We start from the raw sequence: 23,303 nt of genomic DNA, 5'->3' as shown, positions 1-23,303 counted from the left end.
GCCTGCGTTCCTCCCGCAACCGCCGTCAATGGCTGCCGGATGCCGTCCGCGCTGCATCCGGCATTGGGCATCCGGCAGCCGTGCMAATCGAGGTACCTCATGACCCCTTACGAAGCCAAGCCCTGGTTGTCGAGCTACAACCCGGGACAGCCGCACGCCATCACCCCGCAGTACACCGACGCGCTGTCGATCTTCCGCGACGCCGCGCGCCGCGCGCCCGCCAGCCCGGCGATCCATTATTTCGACGCCACGCTCAGCTATGGCGAGCTGGACGAACTCTCCGACGCGCTGGCGGTGGCGCTGTCTGCCCGCGGCTGCGCGCGCGGCGAACGGGTCGCGCTCTATCTGCAGAACGTGCCGCAGTTCGTCATCGGCCTGCTTGCCGCTTGGAAACTCGGCGCCATCGCCGTGCCGGTCAACCCCATGAACCGTGCGCGCGAACTGCGTCTGGTGCTGGCGGACTCTGGCGCCAGGGCGCTGATCTGCCACGAATCGCTCTACGCGGAGGTGGTGAAGCCACTGTTCGAGGCGGAAACGAACCGGCAGGGCGGGCAGGAAGCGCCGCTGGCGTTGCCCGCGGTCATCACTACCTCCGAACTGGATTTCCAGGCGCGCGATGATGCGCGCGTGTTCGCCGCGGCCCGGCGTCAGMCCGCCGCCGGCGTGCCCGACCTGCTCGCGCTGGCGCAGGCGCATCGCGGCCAGCGGCCGCCTCCGGCCGCATGCGGCCCGGACGACCTGGCCATGCTGGTCTACACCTCCGGCACCACCGGCGTGCCGAAGGGCGCGATGAACACGCATGCAAACGTGGCGTTCAATGCGCAGGTCTACCGCGACTGGATCGGCCTGCGCGAGGGTGGCCCCATCCTTGGCGTGGCGCCGCTGTTCCATATCACCGGGCTGGTCGGCCATATTGCAGCGGCGTTMATCTGCGCCGCGCCGCTGGTGCTGGCCTGCCGCTTCGAGMCCGGCGTGGTGCTGGAGGCCATCCGCGAGCGCCGCATCGAGTTCACCATCGGCTCGATCACGGTGTTCATCGCGCTGATGAACCACCCGGACGCTACCCGCGCGCACTTCGCCACCCTGACCAGGATCTACTCGGGCGGCGCGCCGATCCCGCCGAGCGTGGTGGAGCAGTTCCGCGCCAGGTTCGGCCACTATATCCACAACGGCTACGGCCTGACCGAGACCAATTCGCCCACGCACGTGGTGCCACTCGGGCGCGAGGCGCCGGTCGACCCGGCTTCGGGCACCCTGGCGATCGGCGTGCCGGCCTTCAATGTCGACGCCTTTATCGGCGACGATGCGGGCCAGCCGGTGCCGGTGGGCGAGGTCGGCGAGATCATTTCGCGCGGGCCGATGATCGTGCCGGGCTACTGGAACAAGCCGGAGGAGACGGCACGCGCGATGGCGGGCGGCTATTTCCATACCGGCGACGTCGGCTTCATGGACGCGCAGGGCTGGTTCTACCTGGTCGACCGCAAGAAGGACATGATCGTTGCCGCTGGCTACAAGGTCTGGCCGCGCGAAGTGGAGGACGTCCTCTATACGCATCCGGCGGTGCGCGAGGCGGCGGTGGTCGGCGTGCCGGATGCCTACCGCGGCGAAACCGTCAAGGCCGTGGTCAGCCTGAAGCCGGGGGCCAGCGCTACGCCGGAGGCCTTGCTGGCCTGGTGCAAGGAACGCATGGCGGCGTACAAATACCCGCGCGTGGTGGAGATCATCGACGAGTTGCCGAAGACCGTGACCGGCAAGATCCTGCGGCGCGAGCTGCGCGGATAGGGCCGGTGCGCGCGCCGGGAAGCCTCGCCATTCCCGGCGCGCGCGCGKATTTTTCCGCCGATGGCGCAGCGAATGCGCGTGCGTGCGCGGTCTTCCCGCTCGCCGATTTCGTGTTTTTCCCTTGTTTTCAGGGGTCAATTCGATGCGTGGTGGTGCTTGCGCGCGACACAAGCGCTGGACGCCGGAGCAAAAACCCCCAAAAAACCCGGGGAAAACCCCGCTTTTTGCATCGGCATGTACGAAAACCCCTTGACGTGCGCTTGTTTCCGCTATGATTCAGTCGTTGCCGCGCGCCGATGACGCCCGACCAAGAGCCGGGCGAAATCGGATGCCACATCCCGCGCGGCACGATTTTGTTCAACTCATCTCTATCGATATGGCGACCAAAGCGAACCCGACCGCGAAGACTGCAACCAAGACCGCTGCCAAGAAGGCACCGGCAACCAAGGCACCCGTGAAGGCTGCCGCCAAGAAGGCCGCGCCGGCCAAGAAGGCTACCGCTGCTGCTGCGCCGACCGCGCGCCCGCTGAAGGACACCTTCAACAAGTCGAGCCTGGTCGCTMACCTGGTAGCACAGACCGAGCTGGATGCCAAAGCCGTGAAGACGGTCCTGGCCCATCTGGAAAACACCATCGTCAGCGCGCTGCACAAGAAGGGCGCCGGCGAGTTCACGCTGCCCGGCCTGATGAAGGTCACGGCGCAGCAAGTGCCGGCCAAGAAGAAGCGCTTCGGCAAGGACCCGTTCTCCGGTGAAGAGCGTTGGTTCCCGGCCAAGCCGGCGAGCGTCAAGGTCAAGGTACGCCCGCTGAAGAAGCTGAAGGACGCAGCCGCCGCCTGACCGGTGACTGTTTCGAGCTTGCACAGAGCTTGAATCCAGCTTGAAGAAGGAGCCGCCCGCCGGCTCCTTTTTTGTATCCGCCGCAGTCGTTCCCCAGTATCTTGCCGTCCCCGGCCAGCCGCCAGGCAGGCCGGCACCGCCTTTCCGGGAGATCGTCATGCCCAGCATCCAGTGCCGCCTGTGGCGGCTCGCACTGCGCCTGGTCCGGCGCAAGCACCGTTTTTCCAGCGMGCAGGCGCTGCACGAGGAAATTCGCAGACGCCGCAAGGCCGGTCGCGCCGAGCCTTCTGCCAGGCTGCTGGCCCGCCATGAAGTCAGCTCGGAAGCGATTGCGGGCGTGGATTTCGAGGTCTACACCGTGCGGCCGCGCGGCGCCGGCAGCGGTCGCCGCATCCTCTACCTGCACGGCGGCGGCTACGTGTTCGACATCGTCAGCCAGCACTGGGAGTTCGTCGGCAAGCTGGTCGACGAACTCGGCGCCACCGTGATCGTGCCGATCTACCCCCTGGCGCCGGAGCATACGCACCGTGAGGTCTTTGCGGGCCTGATGCCGCTCTACGAGCGACTCGTGCACGGCCACGATCCCGCCGGCCTTACCGTGATGGGCGACTCCGCCGGCGGCGGCATGGCGCTCGCGCTGGCGCAGCTGGCGCGCGACGCCGGCCTGGCGCTRCCGGGCCGGCTGGTGCTGCTGTCACCGTTTCTCGACGCCGGCGGCAGCAATCCCGGCATCGACGCGATCGAGCCGCTGGACCTGATGCTGTCGCGGCCAGGCGGCATCGAATGCGGCCGCGTCTACGCCGGAGACGATCCCGTCACGCTGGCGCAGGTCAGTCCCATCAACGGCAGCCTGCAGGGTTTGCCGCCGACCACGCTGTTCATCGGCACCCACGACATCCTGTTGCCGGACTGCCGCCTCTTTCGCGAGCTGGCACGGCAGCAGGGTCTGCCGCTGCGCTATTTCGAATACGAGGGCATGTTCCACGTATGGATGCTGCTGCCGATGCCAGAGGCCGACGCGGCCTTCGCGCAGATCCTGGCCGCGGTCGAAGCGGGCGATCCCCGGCATGCGCGCGACACCGTGCGATCGCAGGAGATGGTGTAAGGGCGCGTACGGGGGCCAGGTCGCGGCCGGCCCCCGTACCTTGCCGGTGCAACCGGCGCCAAGCCGATTCGGCGAAGAACGGCGATAATCGCGGGTTGCCGGCCTGGCCGGCCCCAAGGAGCATCCATGTTTTCTCGTCGTTACGGCGCGGTCTGGCTATCCGCGCTGGTCTTGCTCGCGCTTGCCACCTTCGCTGCCGTGCACCGCATCTCGCCTGCCTGGGTTGCCGCACCGGTTGCACTGCTGTTGATCGGGTTGCACGATATCGGCCAGTCGCGCCACTCCATCCTGCGCAACTACCCGATCTGGGGCCACCTGCGTTTCTTCTTCGAATTCATCCGCCCGGAAATCCGCCAGTACTTCATCGAGGACGACACGCACGAAATGCCGTTCTCGCGCCAGCAGCGCAGCCTGGTCTACCAGCGCGCCAAGAACGAGGTGGATAGCCGCCCCTTCGGCACCGAGATCGATGTGCGCGTGGCCGGGCATGAATGGATCAGCCACTCGCTCGCGCCCACCCGCATCCCTTCCGCGGACTTCCGCATCACCGTGGGCGAAGGCCGGGCTCAGCCGTATTCGTTGTCGGTGTTCAACGTTTCGGCCATGAGCTTCGGCGCGCTGTCTGGCAACGCCATCCGCTCGCTCAACCGCGGCGCGAAGATCGGCGGCTTCATCCACGACACCGGCGAAGGTTCGATCTCGCCCTATCACCGCGCCGAGGGCGGCGACCTGATCTGGGAGGTGGCGTCCGGCTACTTCGGCTGCCGCCGCGCCGACGGGGGCTTCGATCCCGACAAGTTCGCCGAGCAGGCCCGCTCGCCGCAGGTCAGGATGATCGAGGTCAAGCTCTCGCAGGGCGCCAAGCCCGGCCATGGCGGCGTGCTGCCGGCGGCCAAGGTGACGCCGGAGATCGCCGCCACGCGCGGCATCGCCATGGGCGAGGACTGCATCTCGCCGGCCACGCACAGCGAATTCTCCACGCCGCTGGGCCTGTTGCAGTTCGTCGACCGCCTGCGCAACCTGTCCGGCGGCAAGCCGACCGGCTTCAAGCTCTGCATCGGCCACCCATGGGAATTCTTCGGCATCGTCAAGGCCATGCTGGAATCCGGCATCCTGCCGGACTTCATCGTGGTGGACGGAGCCGAAGGCGGCACCGGCGCGGCGCCGCTGGAGTTCGTCGATCACATCGGCGTGCCGCTGCAGGAGGGTTTGCTGCTGGTCCACAACACGCTGGTCGGCGTGAACCTGCGCGACAAGATCCGCGTCGGTGCCAGCGGCAAGATCATCACCGCGTTCGACGTGGCCCGCACGCTCGCCACCGGTGCCGACTGGTGCAATTCCGCGCGTGGATTCATGTTCGCGCTGGGCTGCGTGCAGGCCCAGAAATGCCATACCGACCGCTGCCCGGTCGGCGTGGCCACGCAAGACCCGGTGCGTCAGCGCGCCATCGTGGTGYCGGACAAGGCCCAGCGCGTGGCCAATTTCCACCGTCAGACGCTGCACGCGCTGCAGGAACTGCTGCAGGCGGCGGGCCTGCAGCATCCGGGCGACCTCAAGCCGCACCATATCGTGCGCCGTATCTCGCCCAACGAAGTGCGGCTGATRTCCGAGCTGCTGAAGTTCCTCACGCCGGGCGATCTGCTCAACGGCAACTTCCGCTACCAGCTCTACGAGAAGTACTGGCCGCTGGCGCGTTCGGACAGTTTCTMGCTCTGATCCGGMGCCAGGCCACGCCGCTGGCGGCTAGCTGCMGCTCGCCTGCGGCGCCGGCAGCCGCGCGCGGCCGTGCTGCCGGAATGCCGTCGGCGTCTGCCCGACCTGCCGGGCGAAGAAGCGCGCGAAATACGCCGCATCGGAAAAACCCAGCGTGGAGGCGATCTGCTTGATGTCGAGATCGCTGTAGAGCAGGTCACGCTGTGCTTCCACCACCAGGCGCGAGTGAATCAATTGCAGTGCGCTGCGCCCGGCCAGTTGCTGGCAGATGCGGTTGAGCTGGGTAGGCGAGATGCCAAGCGTGGCGGCGTAGCCGGCGAGGTCCTGGTGCTGGCGGAAACGCGCTTCCACCAGTTGCTGGAATTGCTGGAAGTGGCGCGCGGTGCGGCCTGCAGGCTGCGCGCTGGCCTCGCCCGCTACGGAGATCCGGCKGGCGATACCGACCAGCAGCAGCGACAGCAGTGCCGACAGCGCGGCACCGCGCCACAGCGAGACCGTATTCATCTCCGCGCGAAACAGGCCAAGCGCCCCGGCCAGCACGGTGGCGTCGCTCGCATTCTCGCCGGGGCGTGCTTCGGCGGCTTCGAAGCTGGCGTGATAGGGCCGCTCGAACAGCGGCAGCGTGTCCGGCACGCCGGCCAGCAGGGTGTGGAGGTAATGGTCCGTCATGGTGATGACGATACCGTCCACGTCCGGGGTGAAGCGAAAGCCGTGCACGCAGCGCGGCGGCACGGTTACCACGGTGCGGTTCGCGAGCGGATATTCGCGGTCGTCGAGCAGTGCCCGGCCGCCGCCCTGGTGCACGTACAGCACCTGGAAAAAACGCTCGTGGCGGTGCGGCTTGATTTCCCAGTCATTGACGCCGCTGCGCTCGGGGATCGACTCGAAATGCAGCTGTTCCAGGAGCGGCTCGTTCGAGTTGACGCCGTAGAGAGAGTAGGTCGGGACGGTTTTCATGAGGCGGGGGCGGGCACCGGAGCTGCAATTGTCCCGCCCCGGGCAGGGGGCTGTCCATCCGCGCCGCGGATCAGGATCCCCGCCGGGCCTTACTGGTCTGCCCGGGCCCCCGACTTGCGCACGATCTCCGCCCACTTGTTGCCTTCGGCCACCGTATAGCGGGCAAATTCCGCGGGCGACGATCCCACCGGCTCGGCGCCCATGTCGGCGTACTGCCGTTGCACATCCGGCTGGCGCAAGGCCTGCGCCGCGTTCGCCGCCAGTTTTTCCACCACCGGGGCGGGCGTGCCGCGCGGCGCCCACAGGCCATACCACGTGCTGATATTGAAGCCCGGCAGGCCCGATTCGGCCACCGTGGGCACATCCGGCAGCGCGCGTGCGCGCTTGAGCGTGGTGACCGCCACCGCGCGCAGCTTGCCGGCCTTGATAAAGGGCATGGCGGACGGCATCGAATCGAACATCAACTGGATCTGTCCGCCCATCAGGTCGGTCAGCGCGGGCGAGCTGCCCTTGTACGGTACGTGCTGCATGGAGACATGGGCGGCGATCTTGAACGATTCGCCGGCCAGTTGCTGGGCCGAGGCATTGCCGGCTGAGCCGAAGTTGAGGCTGCCGTTGCGTGCCTTGGCATAGGCGATCAGGTCGCGCACGGTCTTGACCGGCGAGTCGTTGTTGACCACCAGCACCAGCGGTACGTCCGCCAGCTGCGTGACGGGCACGAAATCGCGGAAGGCGTCGTAGCGCATCTTGGCGTAGATGCTCGGGTTGATCACGTGCAGGGAGGCGTTGGCAAGCAGCGTATAGCCGTCCGGCGTGGCCTTGGCCACGCCCTCGGCGCCGATCATGCCGCTCGCGCCGGGCTTGTTGTCGACCACCACGGTCTGGCCCAGCGTGTCGCCCATCCTGACGGCGACCACGCGGGCCAGCAGGTCGGTGGGGCCGCCCGGGGGATAGGGCAGGACCATGCGGATCGGACGCTGTGGGTAGTCGTCGGCGGCGCGCGCGGGGGCCGCGCCGAGGGCKGCGACGGCCGTGGCGGCGCCCGCCAGCAGCGCTAGCCGGATCACGGCCCGGCGGGGCGCGTGGGGTTGGGAAGGCTGGGATGGCTCGATGCGGCTCTGCATGTTTCTGTCTCCTTGATTCTTATAGCGACTTTGCCAACGACCTGGCKGGCTTCGAGCGCGTGCAGCGCCTCGGCCAGCCCGGTCATCGGGAATACCTTCGATACGGTCGGGCGTATCTTTCCTGCACCGGCCCAGGCGTACAGCGTCTGCATCACCGCCTGCAAGGCGGGCGCGTGCTGCGCGCGTTCGTTGGCCGGCGTCCAGCCGATATAGCGGCCGACGAAAAAGCCGTGCAGGGTCAGGTTCTTGACCAGCATGAGGTTCAGCGGTGCCTGCGGGATGCGCCCGCTGGCGAAGCCGATGCTGAGCAGCCGCGCATTGGGCGCGGCCGCTCGCAGCGCCTGATCGAACAGATCGCCGCCCACCGGGTCGACCACCACGTCGGCGCCGCGTCCGCCCGTCACGCGCTTGACGGCCGCCGCCAGGTCTTCGGGGGCAAGCGCGTGCGCCGCACCGCGCCGCAGCGCTTCCTCGCGCTTGGCCTCGGTGCTGGCGCAGGCAATCACCTGCGCGCCGAGCTCGCGGGCGATCTCCACCGCCGCCAGGCCGACGCCGGCACCGGCGCCCAGTACCAGCACGGTTTCGCCGGGCTGCAGCGCGCAGCGCCATACCAGGCCGCAGTAGGCGGTGCCGTAGGACAGCGGGACCGGCAGCGCCTGCAGCGCGTCGACTTCATCTGGTATGGGGTAGACCGTGTATTCGGGCAGGCACACCTGTTCGGCAAAACAGCCCCAGTCGGCAATCGCCACCACGCGGTCGCCGGGGCGCAAGCGTGTCACGGCCGTGCCGCAGGCGACCACGCGGCCCACCGCCTCGGTGCCCGGCACGAAGGGCAGCGGCGGCCTGGTCTGGTAGCGCCCGGCCACCATCAGGCCGGTGGCGTGGCTGACGCTGGCATAGTCCACGGCCATCACCACCGCATGCGGGTCGATGGCCTCGGGTGCGGGAATGTCCGCCACGCGCACGTCTTCCGGCGCGCCGAACTGGTCGCAGAGCAGGGCGCGCATCATGCTTCGGTGCCCGTTGCCGGCGCCGCCTGCCGCACCACGCCGGCAGCCAGGTAGCGGTCGAGATGATCCTGGGTCACGCCCCATTCCCGCAGCACGGCCTCGGTGTGCTCGCCGATGCGAGGCGCGGCGCCGGCCAGCCGGCGCAGGCTCCTGGCGGGAATGCCGGCGAACGGCAGCATGCCGAGGCCCGGCTGGTCGATMTGCTGGAAGGTGCCCTGCTGCACTGCCTGCGGATGGTCCAGCACCTGCCGGTGGTCGCGCACCGGCGCGTGGAGGACATCGTGCGCCTGGAACACGCCGAGCCAGTGCGCCGTGCTTTCGCGGGCCAGGCAAGCCGCCACCGCGTCGCGCAGCCAGCCGGCATGGGCCATGCGACTGGCATTGTCGGCAAAGCGCGGGTCCGCCGCCCAGCCGGGCTGGCCGAGCGCCTGGCAGAGCCGGCCGAACTGCGCATTATTGAGGGCGAGCAGGGTGAGGTTGCCGTCGCGGGTGGAGAACACGCCGTTGGGCGCACTGACCGGACCGGCCGCCGCCGTGCCCTGGATGGCGTATTCGAGGATATTGTTGGCCTGCAAGGCACAGCAGGCGTCGAACAGGCTCAGTTCCACATGGGCGCCGGTGCCCGCCGTGCGGAAGCGCCGGCACAGGGCGGCGGCGCAGGCCTGCGCCGCGTAGAGGCCGGTAGCGGCATCGGCCAGCAGCATGCCGATGCGGCGCGGCGTACCGTCGGCAAGGCGGTTGGTGAACATCAGGCCGCTGTCGGCCTGCATGACCGAGTCCGAGGCGGGGTGCTCCGCATAGGGGCCATCGGCGCCGTAGCCGCTGATGGAGACGTAGACCAGCGCAGGATGGCGCGCGGCCAGCGCGGCATAGCCCACGCCCAGGCGCTCGGCCACCCGCGGCCGGAAGTTCTGCACCACCACGTCCGCCTGCAGGGCGAGGTCGAACAGCAAGGCCTTGCCGGCGTCGGTCGCGGCATCGATGCAGACGCCGCGCTTGCCGCCGTTGTAGGCCACCGACAGCGCGCTGTGGTCGCCGCGCACCACGCCGACATGCCGGCCCCAGTCGCCCGCGGGCGGATCGACCTTGATGACCTCGGCGCCCTGTTGCCACAGGATATGCGCGCAGTACGGCCCGGCAATGCCCTGGCTGATGTCGAGCACGCGCAGGCCGGCAAACGGCAGGTCGGCAAGCGCGGCCGAAGGCGGTGCGGAGGAGGGAGCGGTTTGCGTGAGTTGTGTCTGGGCCATCGTTATCGCGCCGGGAATCGTCAGGTGGCTGGGGATGGCTTATGCTAAGGCGTAGCTCCCGCCGTAACAATCCGCCAAACTGTGCCATCCGTGTTGATTCATGATTGACAATACTCTCGGGCAACTCGACCTGAACCTGATCCGGCTGTTTGTCACGCTGGTCGAATCGAAGACCCTCACGGCCGCCGCCGCGCGTGGCGGCATGACCCGCTCCAACGTTTCGCGGCGCCTCAAGGCGCTGGAGCAGCATATGGGCGCGCAACTGATGCGCCGCACTACCCGGCATGTCGAACTGACCGAGGCTGGCCGCCTGCTCTATGGCCACGGCGTGCGCATGCTGGACGAACTGCAGGCCGCGGGCGCCTCCATCGACAGCCTGGGCCAGAGCGTGCGGGGCGACGTGCGCATCCGCCTGCCAACGGGCCTGGGCCATCTCTATCTGGCGCAGGTGCTGCTGGACTTCGCGCGGCAGTTCCCGGCGATCTCGCTGCGGGTGCTGATCAATGACTACATCGGTGACCTGGTTTCCGCGGAAGTGGACGTGGCGCTCAAGATCACCTCGCAGCCCCCGGACGACCATGTGGCCCGCAGGATCTGCGCGGTGGGCTGGTGCCTGTGCGCGTCATCGGAGTTCCTCGCGCGGCACGGTCCGGCAGGCAGCGCCGAAGACCTGGCCCGCTGCGACCTGATCGCGCCCGCCTCCCTGGGCCGGCGCTTCGACCTCAAGCTGAAGATGGCCGGCACGCAGCTGATGCTGCGCGTCGCGCCGCGTATCCAGTCGGGCGACTATCCCTTCCTGGTCGAGACGGTAACGGGCGGGCTCGGCATCGCCTTGCTGCCGCGCTACGCCGTGTGGCGCCAGATCGCGCGCGGCGAGCTGGTCGAAGTGCTGCCGCAGTACGAACCCGAAGGCGTGGGCGACAGCATCTATATGCTGACCGCGCCCAATCGCTTTCCGACGCTGGCCACGCGCACGCTGATGGATTTCATCCGGGCACGGCTGGAGAGCCAGGCCGGCAACTGGGCTGGCGGGAAGGGGGAGACGGAAGAGGGGAGGGAAACGGGAGGAATTGCAATTGCCKGAACCCGGAMAGGTTCCGACGAAGAGAGCCGGCGGACCRTGGACGGCCCGCCGGATGGTCCCTTTACTGCGGACCCAGCTTCTTGATCAGCGCGTCGAGCAGCGCGAGTTCCTGCTCGTCCAGGTCCGTCAGCGGCGCGCGCACCGGACCCGCATCATGCCCGACCAGCTTGGCGCCGGCCTTGACGATGCTCACGGCGTAGCCGGCGCGGCGGTTGCGGATATCCAGGTACGGCAGGAAGAACTCGTCGATCAGGCGGTTGGTGGTGGCGTGGTCGTCGGCTGCGACGGCGCGGTAGAAGTCCATCGCCGTCTTGGGGATGAAGTTGAACACCGCCGAGGAGTACACCGGCACGCCCAGCGCCTTGTAGGCGGCAGCATAGACTTCCGCGGTCGGCAGGCCACCCAGGTAGGACAGGCGGTCGCCCAGCTTGCGGCGGATGCGCACCATGTGCTCGATCTCGCCCACGCCGTCCTTGAAGCCGATCAGGTTGGGGCAGCGGTCGGCCAGGCGTTCCAGCATCTCCGCATTGATGCGCGAGTTGCCGCGGTTGTAGACGATCACGCCGATGCTGACCGACTTGCAGACTTCCTCGATATGGTTGGCAATGCCGTCCTGGCAGGCTTCGGTCAGGTAATGCGGCAGCAGCAGGATGCCCTTGGCACCCAGGCGCTGTGCTTCCTTGGCATAGGCGATAGCCATGCGGGTCGGGCCGCCCGCGCCCGCCAGGATGGGTACCTTGCCGGCGCAGGTCTCCACCGCGGTGCGGATCACATTGGAATAGTCGTCCGGGGTCAGCGAGAAGAATTCGCCGGTACCGCCCGCGGCGAACAACGCCGTGGCGCCGTAGGGAGCCAGCCATTCGAGGCGCTCGACATAGGTGTMGGGACGGAAGTTGCCTTGCGCGTCGAAGTCGGTCACGGGGAAGGAAAGCAGGCCTTCCGAGACGATCTGCTTGAGTTCTTGTGGTGTGGTCATGATGGCTGGTCCTGAGCGCCGCAAGGGCAAGGGTTAGGTCAGTTGGCTCCGAGTGCTTCCCGGMGGGTCGCACATCCTTGAGATATGTCATCGTACAACTGAGATTGGATTTGTGCAAGTKGATTTGTCACCTGGGACGTTCATTTGCAAAGATGAGGGCACGKGGACGGCGGCGGTCGCTAGTAGCTTGCGGCTGGGGGCGGGCAGTCGCACGGCAGGCCGGCAGTCCTGTGCAGGGCGGTGAAAGCTGGCTGAAAGCCTTGTGCGGTAAGGCTTCCCGGAAGCGTTCGAGTTCCGGGCMGCGCGCCTMGGCGCGGGCCAGGCCTTCGATCAGGCCTCCGATCCGCTAATCCAGCTTTCCTCGGGTAAACACTGAGCAGCATGGCTGAACCCCGTGCTTATAATTCCGGTCATACGATGACATATCACGAGGCCGGCAGCAGGCCCGAGATGGCCCGCACCGGATGGTTGGGCTTTTCTTCGCGCTGCCGGCCCTGCCGGAGACCCCATGAATCTCAGCAATACCTTAAGCGTGGCCGGAGCGGCCACCCGCCGCAGCAATGTCCGTTACTGGATCCTGCTGATGATCTTCGTGGTGACCACGGTGAACTACGCCGACCGCGCCACGCTTTCCATCACGGGCCCGGCCATGCGCCAGGAGTTCGGCTTCGACGCMATGCAGATGGGCTTTATCTTTTCTGCCTTCAGCTGGGCTTATGTGATGGCGCAGATCCCGGGCGGCTGGCTGCTTGACCGTTTCGGCGCGCGTCGCATCTATGCCTGCAGCATCTTCCTGTGGTCGCTGTTTACCTTGCTGCAGGGCTTCCTCGGCGTCTTCGCCACGGTCGGCGCGGCCGTCACCACGCTGTTCGTGCTGCGTTTTGCCGTGGGCCTGGCTGAGTCGCCCGCCTTCCCGGCCAATGCCAAGGTCGTGGCGAGCTGGTTCCCCACGGCCGAGCGCGGCACGGCGTCGGCCATCTTCAATTCCGCCCAGTACTTTGCCGCGGTGCTGTTCACGCCGCTGATGGCATGGCTCACGCATGCGCTCGGCTGGCACCATGTCTATATGTGGATGGGCGTGCTCGGCATGGTGCTGGCGGGCCTGTGGCTCAAGGTCGTGCGCAGCCCGGCCACGCATCCGTCGGTGAACCGCGCCGAGCTCGACTATATCGCGCAAGGCGGCGGGCTGATCGAGATGAGCGGCGATGCCGGCAAGGCAAAGGCAAAAGAGCCGGCCGGCGCGCGCTGGTTCTATGTGAAGCAGCTGTTGTCCAACCGCATGCTGCTGGGTGTGTACCTGGGCCAGTACTGCATCAACGTGCTGACGTACTTCTTCCTGACCTGGTTCCCGGTCTACCTGGTGCAGGCACGCGGCATGTCGATCCTCAAGGCTGGCTTCGTGGCGTCGCTGCCGGCCATTTGCGGCTTCCTCGGCGGCGTGCTGGGCGGTGTGATCTCGGATATGTTCCTGCGCCGCGGCTACTCGCTGACGGTGGCGCGCAAGGTGCCGATCGTCGCCGGCATGCTGCTCTCGGTCAGCATGGTGGCCTGCAATTATGTGGACAGCGAGTGGCTGGTGGTGGGCTTCATGGCGCTGGCCTTCTTCGGCAAGGGCATCGGCGCGCTGGGCTGGGCGGTGGTGGCGGATACGGCGCCGAAGGAAGTGATCGGCCTGGCCGGCAGCATTTTCAATATGTTCGGCAATATTGCCGGCATCGTCACGCCGATCGTGATCGGCTATATCCTTGGCACCACGGGTTCGTTCAACGGCGCGCTGGTCTTCGTCGGCGCCAATGCGCTGGTGACCGTGATCAGCTACCTGGTGATCGTCAAGGAAATCAAGCGCGTTGAACTCAAGCACCCCTGAGCGGGGCGCGGCAAGTATCTGGCAAGGAAGAAAGTCATGTCGGTCATCGATATCAAAGTAGAACAGCAAGGCGCCGCGCAGGCGAGCGCGCAGGTGCAGGGCACCCCGCTGTACATCCGCATCCACGAGCAGGACAACGTGGCCATTGTCGCCAATGACGGCGGCCTGCCCGAAGGCACGGTGTTCCCGTGCGGGCTGACCCTGCGCGAGCGCGTGCCGCAGGGCCACAAGGTGGCGCTGTCGKACCTCAAGGCCGGCGACGCCGTGGTGCGCTACAACGTGGTGATCGGCTATGCGCTGCGCGACCTGCCCAGGGGCAGCTGGATCAACGAACGCGTGACCGAGATGCCGGTGGCTCCCGAGTTGCACGACCTGCCTATCGGCACCCGCGCCGCGGCGCCGCTGCCGCCGCTCGAAGGCTATACGTTCGAAGGCTTCCGCAATCCGGACGGCTCGGTGGGCACGCGCAATATCCTGGCCATCACCACCACCGTGCAGTGCGTGGCGGGCGTGGTGGAGCATGCCGTGCGCCGCATCAAGGCAGAGCTGCTGCCGAAGTATCCCAACGTGGACGATGTGATCGGCCTGGAGCACACCTATGGCTGCGGCGTCGCCATCGACGCGCCGGACGCCATCGTGCCGATCCGCACGCTGCGCAATATCGCGCTCAACCCCAACTTCGGCGGTACCGCGATGATGGTGAGCCTGGGCTGCGAGAAGCTGCAGCCCGAGCGACTGATGCCGGCCGGCACCATGCCCGTGCAGACCGGCGCCGGCAGCGTGGAGGTTGGCGTGGTATGCCTGCAGGACGATGCGCACGTCGGCTTCGAGAGCATGATCGACTCCATCATGGCCATGGCGCATACCCATCTCGCCAGGCTGGACCAGCGCCGCCGCGAGACCTGCCCGGCGTCCGAGCTGGTGGTGGGCGTGCAATGCGGCGGCAGCGATGCCTTCTCCGGCGTTACCGCCAACCCGGCGGTAGGGTTTGCCACCGACCTGCTGGTGCGGGCCGGCGCGACGGTGATGTTCTCCGAAGTGACCGAGGTGCGCGACGGCATCGACCAGCTCACCGCGCGCGCCGCCACGCCCGAAGTGGCGCAAGCCATGATCCGCGAGATGGACTGGTACGACCGCTACCTGGAAAAAGGCCGTGTCGACCGCAGCGCCAACACCACGCCCGGCAACAAGAAAGGCGGCCTTTCCAATATCGTGGAAAAGGCGATGGGCTCGATCGTCAAGTCAGGCAGCACCGCCATCACCGGTGTGCTGTCGCCCGGCGAGAAGCTCAAGCAAAAGGGTTTGATCTACGCGGCCACGCCCGCCAGCGACTTCATCTGCGGCACGCTGCAGCTGGCCGCGGGCATGAACCTGCACGTATTCACCACGGGCCGCGGCACGCCCTACGGCCTGGCCGAGGTGCCGGTCATCAAGGTCGCCACGCGCAGCGATCTCGCGCGCCGCTGGCACGACCTGATGGACGTCAACGCGGGGCGCATCGCCACCGGCGAGGCCACCATCGAAGACGTGGGCTGGGAACTGTTCCGCCTGATGCTGGACGTGGCAAGTGGACGCAGGAAGACCTGGGCCGAGCACCACAAGCTGCACAATGCGCTGGTGCTGTTCAATCCGGCGCCGGTGACCTGAAGCCGGGCGCGCGGCACATCTTCAAGGGCATCATCCGGGACACCGGTCCCGGATGCCTTTACATTGGCCCGGCGCCCACCTTAAATGAGGATGGTTCTGTTCTCCGCCTGGCCGCACAAGTGCACGACCTGTTGCCAAGAAACGCCGCGCAAGCCCTTACAAAAAGACCCCGCCCGCCTCCAGCGCTTTTCCCCTTCAGTTCGCCATGCCGGAGCCGGAGCAGGGCACGCTTCGCGCACGTTCGCCGGCCACGCGGCTATTTCCTGAATCGGGGAATCACGTCGCGAGGTGCATCATGGCTGACCTGTCCAGTGAACTGGTGGAAGGATTGAGGGCGAAATTGCGGGGCCGGGCACTGCTGCCGGGCGAGGCGGGCTACGACGAGGCCCGCCAGATCTGGAATGCGATGATCGACCGGCGTCCCGCGCTGATCGTCAAGGCCGCGGGCGCGGCCGATGTCATGGCCACCGTGGCGTTCGCGCGCGACCAGGGTGCGCTGCTTTCGATACGCTCCGGCGGCCACAATATCGGCGGCCATGCGGTGTGCGACGGCGGCATCACACTGGACCTCTCCGCCATGAAGTCGGTCAGGATCGACCCCGTCGCGCAACGCGCCTATGTCGAGCCCGGCGCCACCCTCGCTGACTTCGACCACGAAGCGCAGGCCTTCGGCCTGGCCACGCCGCTCGGCATCAATTCGACCACCGGCGTGGCCGGCCTGACCCTCGGCGGTGGCTTCGGCTGGATCAGCCGCAAATTCGGTACCACGGTCGACAACCTCACCGGCGCGCACGTGGTGACGGCCGACGGCAAGATGCTGCGTGCCAGCGCGGGCGAGCATGCCGACCTGTTCTGGGCCATCCGTGGCGGCGGCGGCAACTTCGGCGTGGTGACGATGTTCGAGTTCGCCCTCCACCCGGTCGGGCCCGAGATCTACGGCGGGCTCATCGTCTACCCGCTGGAGCAGGCTGGTACCGTGCTGCAGGCATTGCGCGACCGCTTTGCCGGCATGCCCGACGATCTGACCGTGTGGGCGGTGCTGCGGCAGGCGCCGCCGCTGCCGTTCCTGCCGCCGGAGACGCACGGCAAGCCCATTGTCGCGCTGGCCATCTGCTATGTCGGTCCGGTGGAGAACGGCCCGCAACTGGTCGCGCCGCTGCGGCAGCTCGGCACGCCCTATGGCGAGCATGTGGGGCCCATGCCCTTCGCTTCCTGGCAGCAGGCGTTCGATCCGCTRCTGACGCCGGGCGCGCGCAACTACTGGAAATCGCATAACTTCGCCGGGCTCGACGATGGCCTGATCACGCTGCTCACCGACTATGTCGGCAAGCTGCCATCGCCCCATACCGAGATCTTCATCGGCGCCATGGGCGGGCAGACCAACCGCGTGGCGGCGGATGCCACGGCCTATGCCAACCGCGACGCGAACTTCATCATGAACGTGCACGGCCGCTGGACCGACGCGGCGGACGATGATGCTTGCGTGGCCTGGTCGCGCGAGGTCTTCGCGGCAGCGGCGCCGTATTCGCTTGGCACGGTGTACGTCAACTTCCTCACGCAGGAGGAGGGCGATCGCGTCGGTGCGGCCTACGGGCCGAACTATGCGCGGCTCGCCGAGGTGAAGGGGCGCTACGACCCGACAAATCTGTTCCGGCACAACCAGAACATCAAGCCGTCCTGAGGCGACGGACCGCCATGCCACTCGCTTGTCCCGCCCGGGCAGGCGAGTGACGGGGCGTTGTGGAGAAAAATACGCAATTAACGCCCAGGTTTTTTTATCAAACGCCAATCACCTGGCTAGCAGGATCGGCGGGGAGAAGCGGAATGGAGAGCGCGGAGAGGTCCTGKGGGCGGGAGCCCCCTCACTGGGCTGCGTTGCACTGCGCTGCGCTGGGCTGAACCGCACTGCGCCGCACCGAACCGCACCGAACCGCACCTGCCGAKTCAAATCAACCGCGCCCCCGGCCACGCCCCGGACATCACGATATTGCGTACCGATTGCCGCACGGTCTGCATGATGTCCCACAGTTCCGGCACGGGCGGCCGGTTGCGTGCCGTGGCCAGCGCCACCTGGCGCGTCACCACGGGATCGACCAGGCGGGCGGAGTGCAGGCGCCCCTGCGCCACACGGTCGGCCACCGCGGCAAACGGCAGCAGCGTGGCGCCGCAGCCGTCTTCCACCAGGCGCATCGATACCGTGTTGGATGCATCGCACTCCAGCGCAAGCTGCAGGGCGGTGCCGGCCCGCGCGGCCAGCGATTCCGCCAGCACGCGCAGGCCGTGCCCGGTGCTCGGCAGGATCAGCGGCACTTCGCCGAGCCGGCGCACGGCAAAGGTCGGGCCGAGGTGGCTCCACGAAGTCGGCGTGACCAGCGTCAGGTCTTCCTCGAGCAGGATGTCGACCTTCAGCGCGCCTTGCTGCTCGGGCAGGTAGAGCAGCGCCACGTCGATCTCCCCGGCGGCGAGCCAGGCCAGCACGGGGCTGGCCAGCCCTTCGACGAAGCGCACCTTGGTGGCGGGAAAGCGCTGCTTGAGCGCGGTGCCGATGCTGGCGAAGGCGGTATTGGCGATGGTGGGCTGCGCGGCGATCACCAGTTGCGTGGGTCCCTGCGCAGATGATGCGCGGATGGCTTCGCGCGCCTCGGCCAGCGTGGATGCGACCTGGCGCGCGTAGACGATCAGCGTCTGCCCGGCTTCGGTCAGTACCACGCCGCGTCCGCTGCGGTGGAACAGGCGGGTGTCCAGCGCGGCTTCCAGGCGCGCGATMTGCCGGCTGACGGTGGACTGGTCGGCCCCCAGCTCCAGCGCCGCCCGCGAGATGCTCTGGGTGTTGGCCACGCAGACGAAGCAGGCCAGGTCTTCCGAGTTCAGCGCGTTGCTTGTCATCGGGGACCCGTGGCCTTTCCCTTCGCGCGCGCCATCAGCCCTTGGCCGGCTTGTCGCCGATGGCGTGGCCGGACATATGCTMGAGCGCGCGCACCAGCCCGGAGTGGTCCCACTTGGCACCGCCGAGCGCGCCACAGACATTGAACAGCTGCTGGCAGGAGGCGGTATTGGGCAGGCTCACGCCCAGCTTGTGCGCGGTGGACAGCGCCAGGTTCAGGTCYTTCTGGTGCAGTTCGATGCGGAAACCCGGGTCGAAGGTGCGCTTGATCATGCGCTCGCCRTGCACTTCGAGGATGCGCGAGCTGGCAAAACCGCCCATCAGTGCCTCGCGCACGCGAGCCGGATCGGCGCCGGCCTTGGCGGCCAGCACCAGGGCTTCGCCCACGGCCTCGATGGTGAGCGCCACGATGACCTGGTTGGCGACCTTGGCTACCTGGCCGTCGCCTACGGCGCCCACCAGCGTGATGTTCTTGCCCATCAGCTTGAGCAAGGGCAGCACGCGGTCGTACACGTCCTGCTTGCCGCCGGCCATGATCGACAGCGTGGCGGCCTTGGCGCCGACTTCGCCGCCGGATACCGGGCCGTCCACGTAGTCGCRGCCCAGMGCCTCGATCTTGCCCGCGAACACGCGCGTCTCGATGGGCGAGATGGAGCTCATGTCGACCACCGTCTTGCCCTTGGAGAGGCCTTGCGCCACRCCGTTCTCGCCGAACAGCACGCGCTCCACGTCGGGCGTGTCGGGCAGCATCAGGAAAATGATCTCGCTCTGGCGTGCCACCTCGGCGGCATCGGCGCAGGCTTGCGCGCCGGCGTCCAGCAGGGCCTTGGGCGCACCGCTGCGCGAATGCACGTAGAGCGTATGGCCGCCGGCGACCAGGTGTTGCGCMATCGGCGTGCCCATCACGCCCAGTCCGATGAATCCGATCTTGCTCATGTCAGTCCTCTCTTCATGTGCGCCGCGCCGGGGCGCGGCGCAGCGTCAGGTTGTTGCCGTGCCTCAGGCGGCGAAGCGGTCGCGCAGCGCCTGCGTGGCATTGYGGAAGATATTCTGGTCCAGGCCCACCGCCACGAAGGCCGCGCCCATGTCGAGATAGCGGCGCGCGTCGGCTTCCACCGGGGTCAGCGTACCCACGGCCTTGCCGGCCTGCCTGGCGGCCTCGAAGATGCGAGCCACCTGCGCCTGCACTTCGGGGTGGTTCGGGTTGCCGAGGTGCCCGCAGGCAGCAGCCAGGTCGGATGGCCCGATGAATATGCCATCCACGCCATCCACCGCGCAGATTGCCTCCACCGCGTCCACGCCTTTCTGGCTCTCGATCTGCACMAGCACGCAGATATTGTCGTTGATCTGGCTGAAGTACTCCGGCACGGTACCGTAGCGGTTGCTGCGCTGGACCATCGACACGCCGCGCACGCCGGCTGGCGGGTAGCGCGTGGCGCTGACCGCGCGCGCGGCCTGCTCGGCGCTTTCCACGAACGGGATCAGGAAATTATAGAAGCCGATATCCAGCAGGCGCTTCATCAGCACCGGGTCGTTCACGGGCGGGCGCACCACCGGCGCGCTCACGCTGCCTTGCAGGGCCATCAGCTGCGGGATGAAGGTCAGCACGTCGTTGGGCGAATGCTCGCCGTCGAGCAGCAGCCAGTCGAAGCCGGCCAGGCCCAGGATCTCGGTGGTGGTGGCGTTGCCCAGCGAGCACCAGCAGCCGATCAGGCGCTTGCGCGCCAGGATGTCGGCGCGGAAGCGGTTGGGCAGGGGGGAGGGCAGCAGCGAGTTTGGCAGCGATGGCATGAGGGCAATGTTTCCTGGATCAGTAGGTGCGATAGGGGGCCGCCGGGCGGGGCGTCAGCCGGTGATGCCGATTTGCCACGGCGCGAATTCGTGGTCGCCCAGGCCGAGCAGCTCGCTCTTGGTGCGCAGCCCCGAGGCCGCGGCGAGAATCTGCGCGAAGATCCGCTCGCCCATCTGCCCGATGGTCGCGGTGCCGTCGAGGATCTCGCCGCAGTTGATGTCCATGTCTTCCTCCAGCCGGCGGTACATCGGCGAATTGGTGGCGAGCTTGAGCGAGGGCACCGGCTTGGCGCCGAACATCGAGCCGCGGCCGGTGGTGAAGCAGATCAGGTTGGCGCCGCTGGCGATCTGGCCGGTAGCGGAAACCGGGTCGAAGCCAGGCGAATCCATGAAGACAAAGCCCTTCTGCGTGATGGGCTCGGCATAGCGGTACACGCCCATCAGCGGCCCGGTGCCGCCTTTCATGGATGAACCCAGCGATTTCTCGAAGATATTGGCCAGCCCGCCGGCCTGGTTGCCCGGGCTCACGCGGCCGTTGATCTGCACGTCGCGGCCGACGGCGTAGACATCCTTCCACCAGCGGATGCGTTCGACCAGTTTCTCGCCCACCTCGCGGCTGGCCGCGCGGCGCGTCAGCGTGTGCTCCACGCCGTAGATCTCCGGCGTCTCGGACAGGATCGCGGTGCCGCCGTGGCGCACCAGGATATCCATGGCCGCGCCCAGTGCCGGGTTGGCGGTGATCGAAGAGAAGCTGTCCGAGCCGCCGCACTGCAGCCCGATGCTCAGATGGCTGGCCGACACGGGCTGGCGCGCCACGCGGTTGGCATCGGGCAGCAGTGACTGCACCGCGGCCACGCCGGCGGCGATGGTCTTGCGGGTGCCGCCGGTGTCCTGCATGGTGAAGGCGTGCAGGCGCGGGCCGGTTTCCAGCCCTTCTGCCTTGAGCAGGGCATTCACCTGGTTGCGCTCGCAGCCCAGTCCCACCACCAGCACCGCGGCCAGGTTGGGGTGGCGCATATAGCCGGCCAGGGTCCGCTGCAGCATGGCCATCGGCTCGCCGCTCATTTCCATGCCGCAGCCGGTGCTGTGGGCAAAGGCCACCACGCCGTCCACATTGGGGTAGCCGGCCAGGCGCTCAGGCGTGAACCACTCGGCGATCTTGTGCACCACGGTGGCGGAGCAGTTGACGGTGGCCACCACGCCGATGAAGTTGCGCGTGGCCACCCGGCCGTCGTCGCGCACKATGCCGTCGAAGGTGGCCTGCTCGGCCTCGGGCAGCATGGCCACGGGAACGAAATCGCGCGCGTGCGCATAGTCGCGGTCGAACTCGCGGAATTCGATATTGTGGCCGGACACCAGGGTGCCCGGCGCGATATCGGCGCCGGCAAAACCGATCGTCGTGTTGTACTTCAGGATCGGCTCGCCCCTGGCGATCGGGCGCGCGGCGATCTTGTAGCCGGCCGGCACCTGGCTGCGGATGGTGAAGGCCTCGCCCGGCACGGGCATGYCGATGCCGAGCTCGGTGCGGGCGATCAGCACATTGTCCTGCGCATGCAGGCGGATCACCGGGGCGGCGGGGGCGTGCGGGGCGGCTTGGCTGGTGGCGGTCACTGCGTCTCCTGTGGGCGTCTTCACTGATTGTCTGCGTGGCCCTTCGTTGCAGCCGTGCCGCGCGCCCCGGGGGCAGGCATGCGGCACGGCCCCGAGGCCATCGGTGCTGCGTTCTTTCCCGCGGTGCGGGGCTACTTGCCCTCTACGACCTGCTTGGCGAAGCTGGCGCGTTCCATTTCCACCACGTCCACGCTGACCTGCACGCCTTCGCCGGACTGGTCGCGGCGAACCTGTTCAGCGATCACCTCGCAGATCGCCTTGGCGAGCGCCTGCCGCACCGCCAGCTCGCGGCCGTCGAGGATGCGCAGCGTCGCGTGCACGAAGGCGCGCTCGCGCGCCTCGGTGCCCTGGCGGAACGAAGTCAGCACGATGCAGCGCGACTTGATGTCCGCCTCGCCGAACTGGCCGGAATCCAGCAGGGCGGCGTTGGCCTGGTCCATCAGCTCTTCCTGGGAGCAGGCCAGCCGGGTGTTTTCGGTGATTTCGATGGTGAGATGCGGCATGGGGCTCCGGATGATGGTTGGCTGGATGGGAGCGCGCTGCGCTCAATGCGCCGCGAGGCGCGACAGCGCGCCGGGCGATTCGCCGCGCGCGGCCTGCACGCGGGCCGCGGCGTCGTCGAGTTGCGCCAGCGTGCCGCTGTCGATGGGAATGAATTCGGCGCGGGCGCGGCGCCAGGCGCGCTCGGGCTCGCCGGGCAGCAAGATGGCGTCGGTGCCGGGCTGCAGCGGCGAGGAGCGGATCCAGTCGACGAAAGCCTGCACCTCATGACCGAAGGTGGTGCTGCTGCCCAGCCGCGCGGGATCGAACACGATGGCCAGCATATTGTTCCAGACCGCATGCTCGTGGGTCAGCGTCTCGGGGCGGATGGTATGCCCGCCGGTGACCGCGGCGCCGAGCAGCTCGCACATCACCGCCAGCACATAGCCCTTGTGTTCGCCGAAGGAGCGCAGCGCGCCCTGCGCTTCGCCAGCGGGCGGGAACATCACGGCAGGATCGTCGGTGGGATGGCCTGCGGCATCCAGCAGGCTGCCCGGTGGCACCTGCACGCCCTTGTTGTTGGCCACGCGCACCTTGCCCAGCGCGATCGCGCTGGTGGCGAAGTCCATCACCAGCGGCTCGGCCCCCGCCACGGGCACGCCGACGGTGAAGGGGTTGGTGCCGTAGCGCGCCTCGTAGCCGCCATGCGGCGCCACGATGGGCTTGGACAACACGTTGACGAAGTGGATCGAGATCATGCCCGCGGCGGCAGCCTGCTCGGCCCAGTGGCCGACCCGGCCAAGGTGGTGCGAGCGGCGCAGCCCCAGCACGCACACGCCGTGCTCGCGCGCGCGGTCGATGGCCAGGGCCATCGCTTCCTCGGTCACCGCCTGGCCCATGCCGCGGTTGCCGTCCAGGCTGAGGATGCCGCCGGCCTCGTGCACCACGCTCACGTGCTGGTTGAGCTGGAGCTGCTCGCCCAGCCACGACAGTACGTACTTGGGGATCATGCCCACGCCGTGCGAATCGTGYCCGGACAGGTTGGCGCCGACCAGATGGTCGGCGGTCAGGCGGGCTTCGCGCGCGTCGGAGCCGGCGGCAAGCCAGAGGTCGGTCACCCACTGGTGCAGGGCGGCGGTCGGGATACGGTGTTCACTCATGGGATCAATGGGATCAGGTAGCGT

Annotated in this window: 19 protein-coding genes; 8 read left to right on the top strand and 11 right to left on the bottom strand. The window is 67.8% G+C overall.

What is annotated here, in order from left to right:
* The first annotated feature begins 99 nt into the window (after positions 1-99).
* The 4 genes from AC1DKV_RS21745 to AC1DKV_RS21730 all read left to right on the top strand — a co-directional run bounded on the left by AC1DKV_RS21745 (position 100) and on the right by AC1DKV_RS21730 (position 5,441).
* Positions 100-1,782, top strand: a complete 1,683-nt coding sequence (locus AC1DKV_RS21745) for a class I adenylate-forming enzyme family protein (RefSeq protein WP_477137968.1) — start codon at positions 100-102, stop codon at positions 1,780-1,782.
* A gap of 376 nt (positions 1,783-2,158) precedes the next feature.
* A complete protein-coding gene (locus AC1DKV_RS21740) occupies positions 2,159-2,620 on the top strand; it encodes an HU family DNA-binding protein (protein WP_477137982.1) in 462 nt (153 codons plus the stop codon).
* 157 nt (positions 2,621-2,777) lie between these two features.
* Positions 2,778-3,725, top strand: a complete 948-nt coding sequence (locus AC1DKV_RS21735; protein WP_477137967.1) for an alpha/beta hydrolase — start codon at positions 2,778-2,780, stop codon at positions 3,723-3,725.
* Between the two features lie 126 nt (positions 3,726-3,851).
* Positions 3,852-5,441: an FMN-binding glutamate synthase family protein gene (locus tag AC1DKV_RS21730; protein ID WP_477137966.1), complete on the top strand. Its 1,590-nt coding sequence runs from the start codon at positions 3,852-3,854 to the stop codon at positions 5,439-5,441.
* A gap of 27 nt (positions 5,442-5,468) precedes the next feature.
* Here the strand turns inward: AC1DKV_RS21730 and AC1DKV_RS21725 are convergent, their stop codons facing one another.
* From AC1DKV_RS21725 to AC1DKV_RS21710, 4 genes are all read right to left on the bottom strand, one after another.
* Positions 5,469-6,395: a helix-turn-helix domain-containing protein gene (locus tag AC1DKV_RS21725; protein ID WP_477137965.1), complete on the bottom strand. Its 927-nt coding sequence runs from the start codon at positions 6,393-6,395 to the stop codon at positions 5,469-5,471.
* A gap of 89 nt (positions 6,396-6,484) precedes the next feature.
* Positions 6,485-7,519, bottom strand: a complete 1,035-nt coding sequence (locus AC1DKV_RS21720; protein ID WP_441615217.1) for a tripartite tricarboxylate transporter substrate binding protein — start codon at positions 7,517-7,519, stop codon at positions 6,485-6,487.
* Entirely contained in the window at positions 7,459-8,526 is a 1,068-nt protein-coding gene (locus AC1DKV_RS21715; RefSeq protein WP_477137981.1) for an NADPH:quinone oxidoreductase family protein, read from the bottom strand. The genes AC1DKV_RS21720 and AC1DKV_RS21715 overlap by 61 nt, the downstream gene beginning before the upstream one ends.
* Positions 8,526-9,779, bottom strand: coding sequence for a CaiB/BaiF CoA transferase family protein (locus AC1DKV_RS21710; protein WP_477137964.1), 1,254 nt, complete (start codon positions 9,777-9,779; stop codon positions 8,526-8,528). Before AC1DKV_RS21710 ends, AC1DKV_RS21715 begins: the two co-directional genes overlap by 1 nt.
* A gap of 100 nt (positions 9,780-9,879) precedes the next feature.
* Between AC1DKV_RS21710 and AC1DKV_RS21705 the strand changes: the two genes are divergently transcribed.
* Complete coding sequence (locus AC1DKV_RS21705; RefSeq protein WP_477137963.1) at positions 9,880-10,947, top strand: LysR family transcriptional regulator; 1,068 nt, start codon at positions 9,880-9,882, stop codon at positions 10,945-10,947.
* Here the strand turns inward: AC1DKV_RS21705 and kdgD are convergent.
* Positions 10,925-11,839 carry a 5-dehydro-4-deoxyglucarate dehydratase gene (gene kdgD, locus AC1DKV_RS21700; protein ID WP_477137962.1) on the bottom strand — a complete coding sequence of 305 codons (915 nt, stop codon included), beginning with the start codon at positions 11,837-11,839 and terminating at the stop codon, positions 10,925-10,927. The genes AC1DKV_RS21705 and kdgD overlap by 23 nt on opposite strands.
* A 508-nt stretch (positions 11,840-12,347) precedes the next feature.
* On the opposite strand from kdgD, the gene AC1DKV_RS21695 reads away from it, so the two are divergent.
* From AC1DKV_RS21695 to AC1DKV_RS21685, 3 genes are all read left to right on the top strand, one after another.
* Positions 12,348-13,706: an MFS transporter gene (locus AC1DKV_RS21695; protein ID WP_441615225.1), complete on the top strand. Its 1,359-nt coding sequence runs from the start codon at positions 12,348-12,350 to the stop codon at positions 13,704-13,706.
* Positions 13,707-13,799: 93 nt separating this feature from the next.
* Entirely contained in the window at positions 13,800-15,353 is a 1,554-nt protein-coding gene (gene garD, locus AC1DKV_RS21690) for a galactarate dehydratase (RefSeq protein ID WP_477137980.1), read from the top strand.
* A gap of 295 nt (positions 15,354-15,648) precedes the next feature.
* Positions 15,649-17,034 (top strand): FAD-binding oxidoreductase, encoded by a 1,386-nt coding sequence (locus tag AC1DKV_RS21685; RefSeq protein ID WP_441615227.1) that lies wholly within the window; start codon positions 15,649-15,651, stop codon positions 17,032-17,034.
* A 263-nt stretch (positions 17,035-17,297) separates the two neighbouring features.
* Here AC1DKV_RS21685 and AC1DKV_RS21680 read toward each other — a convergent pair whose 3' ends face one another.
* From AC1DKV_RS21680 to AC1DKV_RS21655, 6 genes are all read right to left on the bottom strand, one after another.
* Positions 17,298-18,239 (bottom strand): LysR family transcriptional regulator, encoded by a 942-nt coding sequence (locus AC1DKV_RS21680; RefSeq protein ID WP_477137961.1) that lies wholly within the window; start codon positions 18,237-18,239, stop codon positions 17,298-17,300.
* Positions 18,240-18,273: 34 nt separating this feature from the next.
* The gene (locus AC1DKV_RS21675; RefSeq protein ID WP_477137960.1) at positions 18,274-19,173 is read right to left on the bottom strand and encodes a 2-hydroxy-3-oxopropionate reductase; all 900 of its coding nucleotides are present in this window, start codon (positions 19,171-19,173) and stop codon (positions 18,274-18,276) included.
* Between the two features lie 63 nt (positions 19,174-19,236).
* Entirely contained in the window at positions 19,237-20,028 is a 792-nt protein-coding gene (garL, locus tag AC1DKV_RS21670) for a 2-dehydro-3-deoxyglucarate aldolase (RefSeq protein ID WP_477137959.1), read from the bottom strand.
* 54 nt (positions 20,029-20,082) lie between these two features.
* Entirely contained in the window at positions 20,083-21,639 is a 1,557-nt protein-coding gene (locus AC1DKV_RS21665; RefSeq protein ID WP_477137958.1) for a UxaA family hydrolase, read from the bottom strand.
* A gap of 131 nt (positions 21,640-21,770) precedes the next feature.
* Positions 21,771-22,142, bottom strand: coding sequence for a 5-carboxymethyl-2-hydroxymuconate Delta-isomerase (locus AC1DKV_RS21660; protein WP_441615237.1), 372 nt, complete (start codon positions 22,140-22,142; stop codon positions 21,771-21,773).
* Positions 22,143-22,184: 42 nt separating this feature from the next.
* Positions 22,185-23,279 carry a malate/lactate/ureidoglycolate dehydrogenase gene (locus AC1DKV_RS21655; protein WP_441615239.1) on the bottom strand — a complete coding sequence of 365 codons (1,095 nt, stop codon included), beginning with the start codon at positions 23,277-23,279 and terminating at the stop codon, positions 22,185-22,187.
* Between the last annotated feature and the right edge of the window lie 24 nt (positions 23,280-23,303).

The organism is Cupriavidus sp. 05T41, assembly GCF_056396525.1.
Note: the sequence above shows the minus strand (reverse complement) of the source record. Positions and strands in the feature narration are given on the sequence as shown.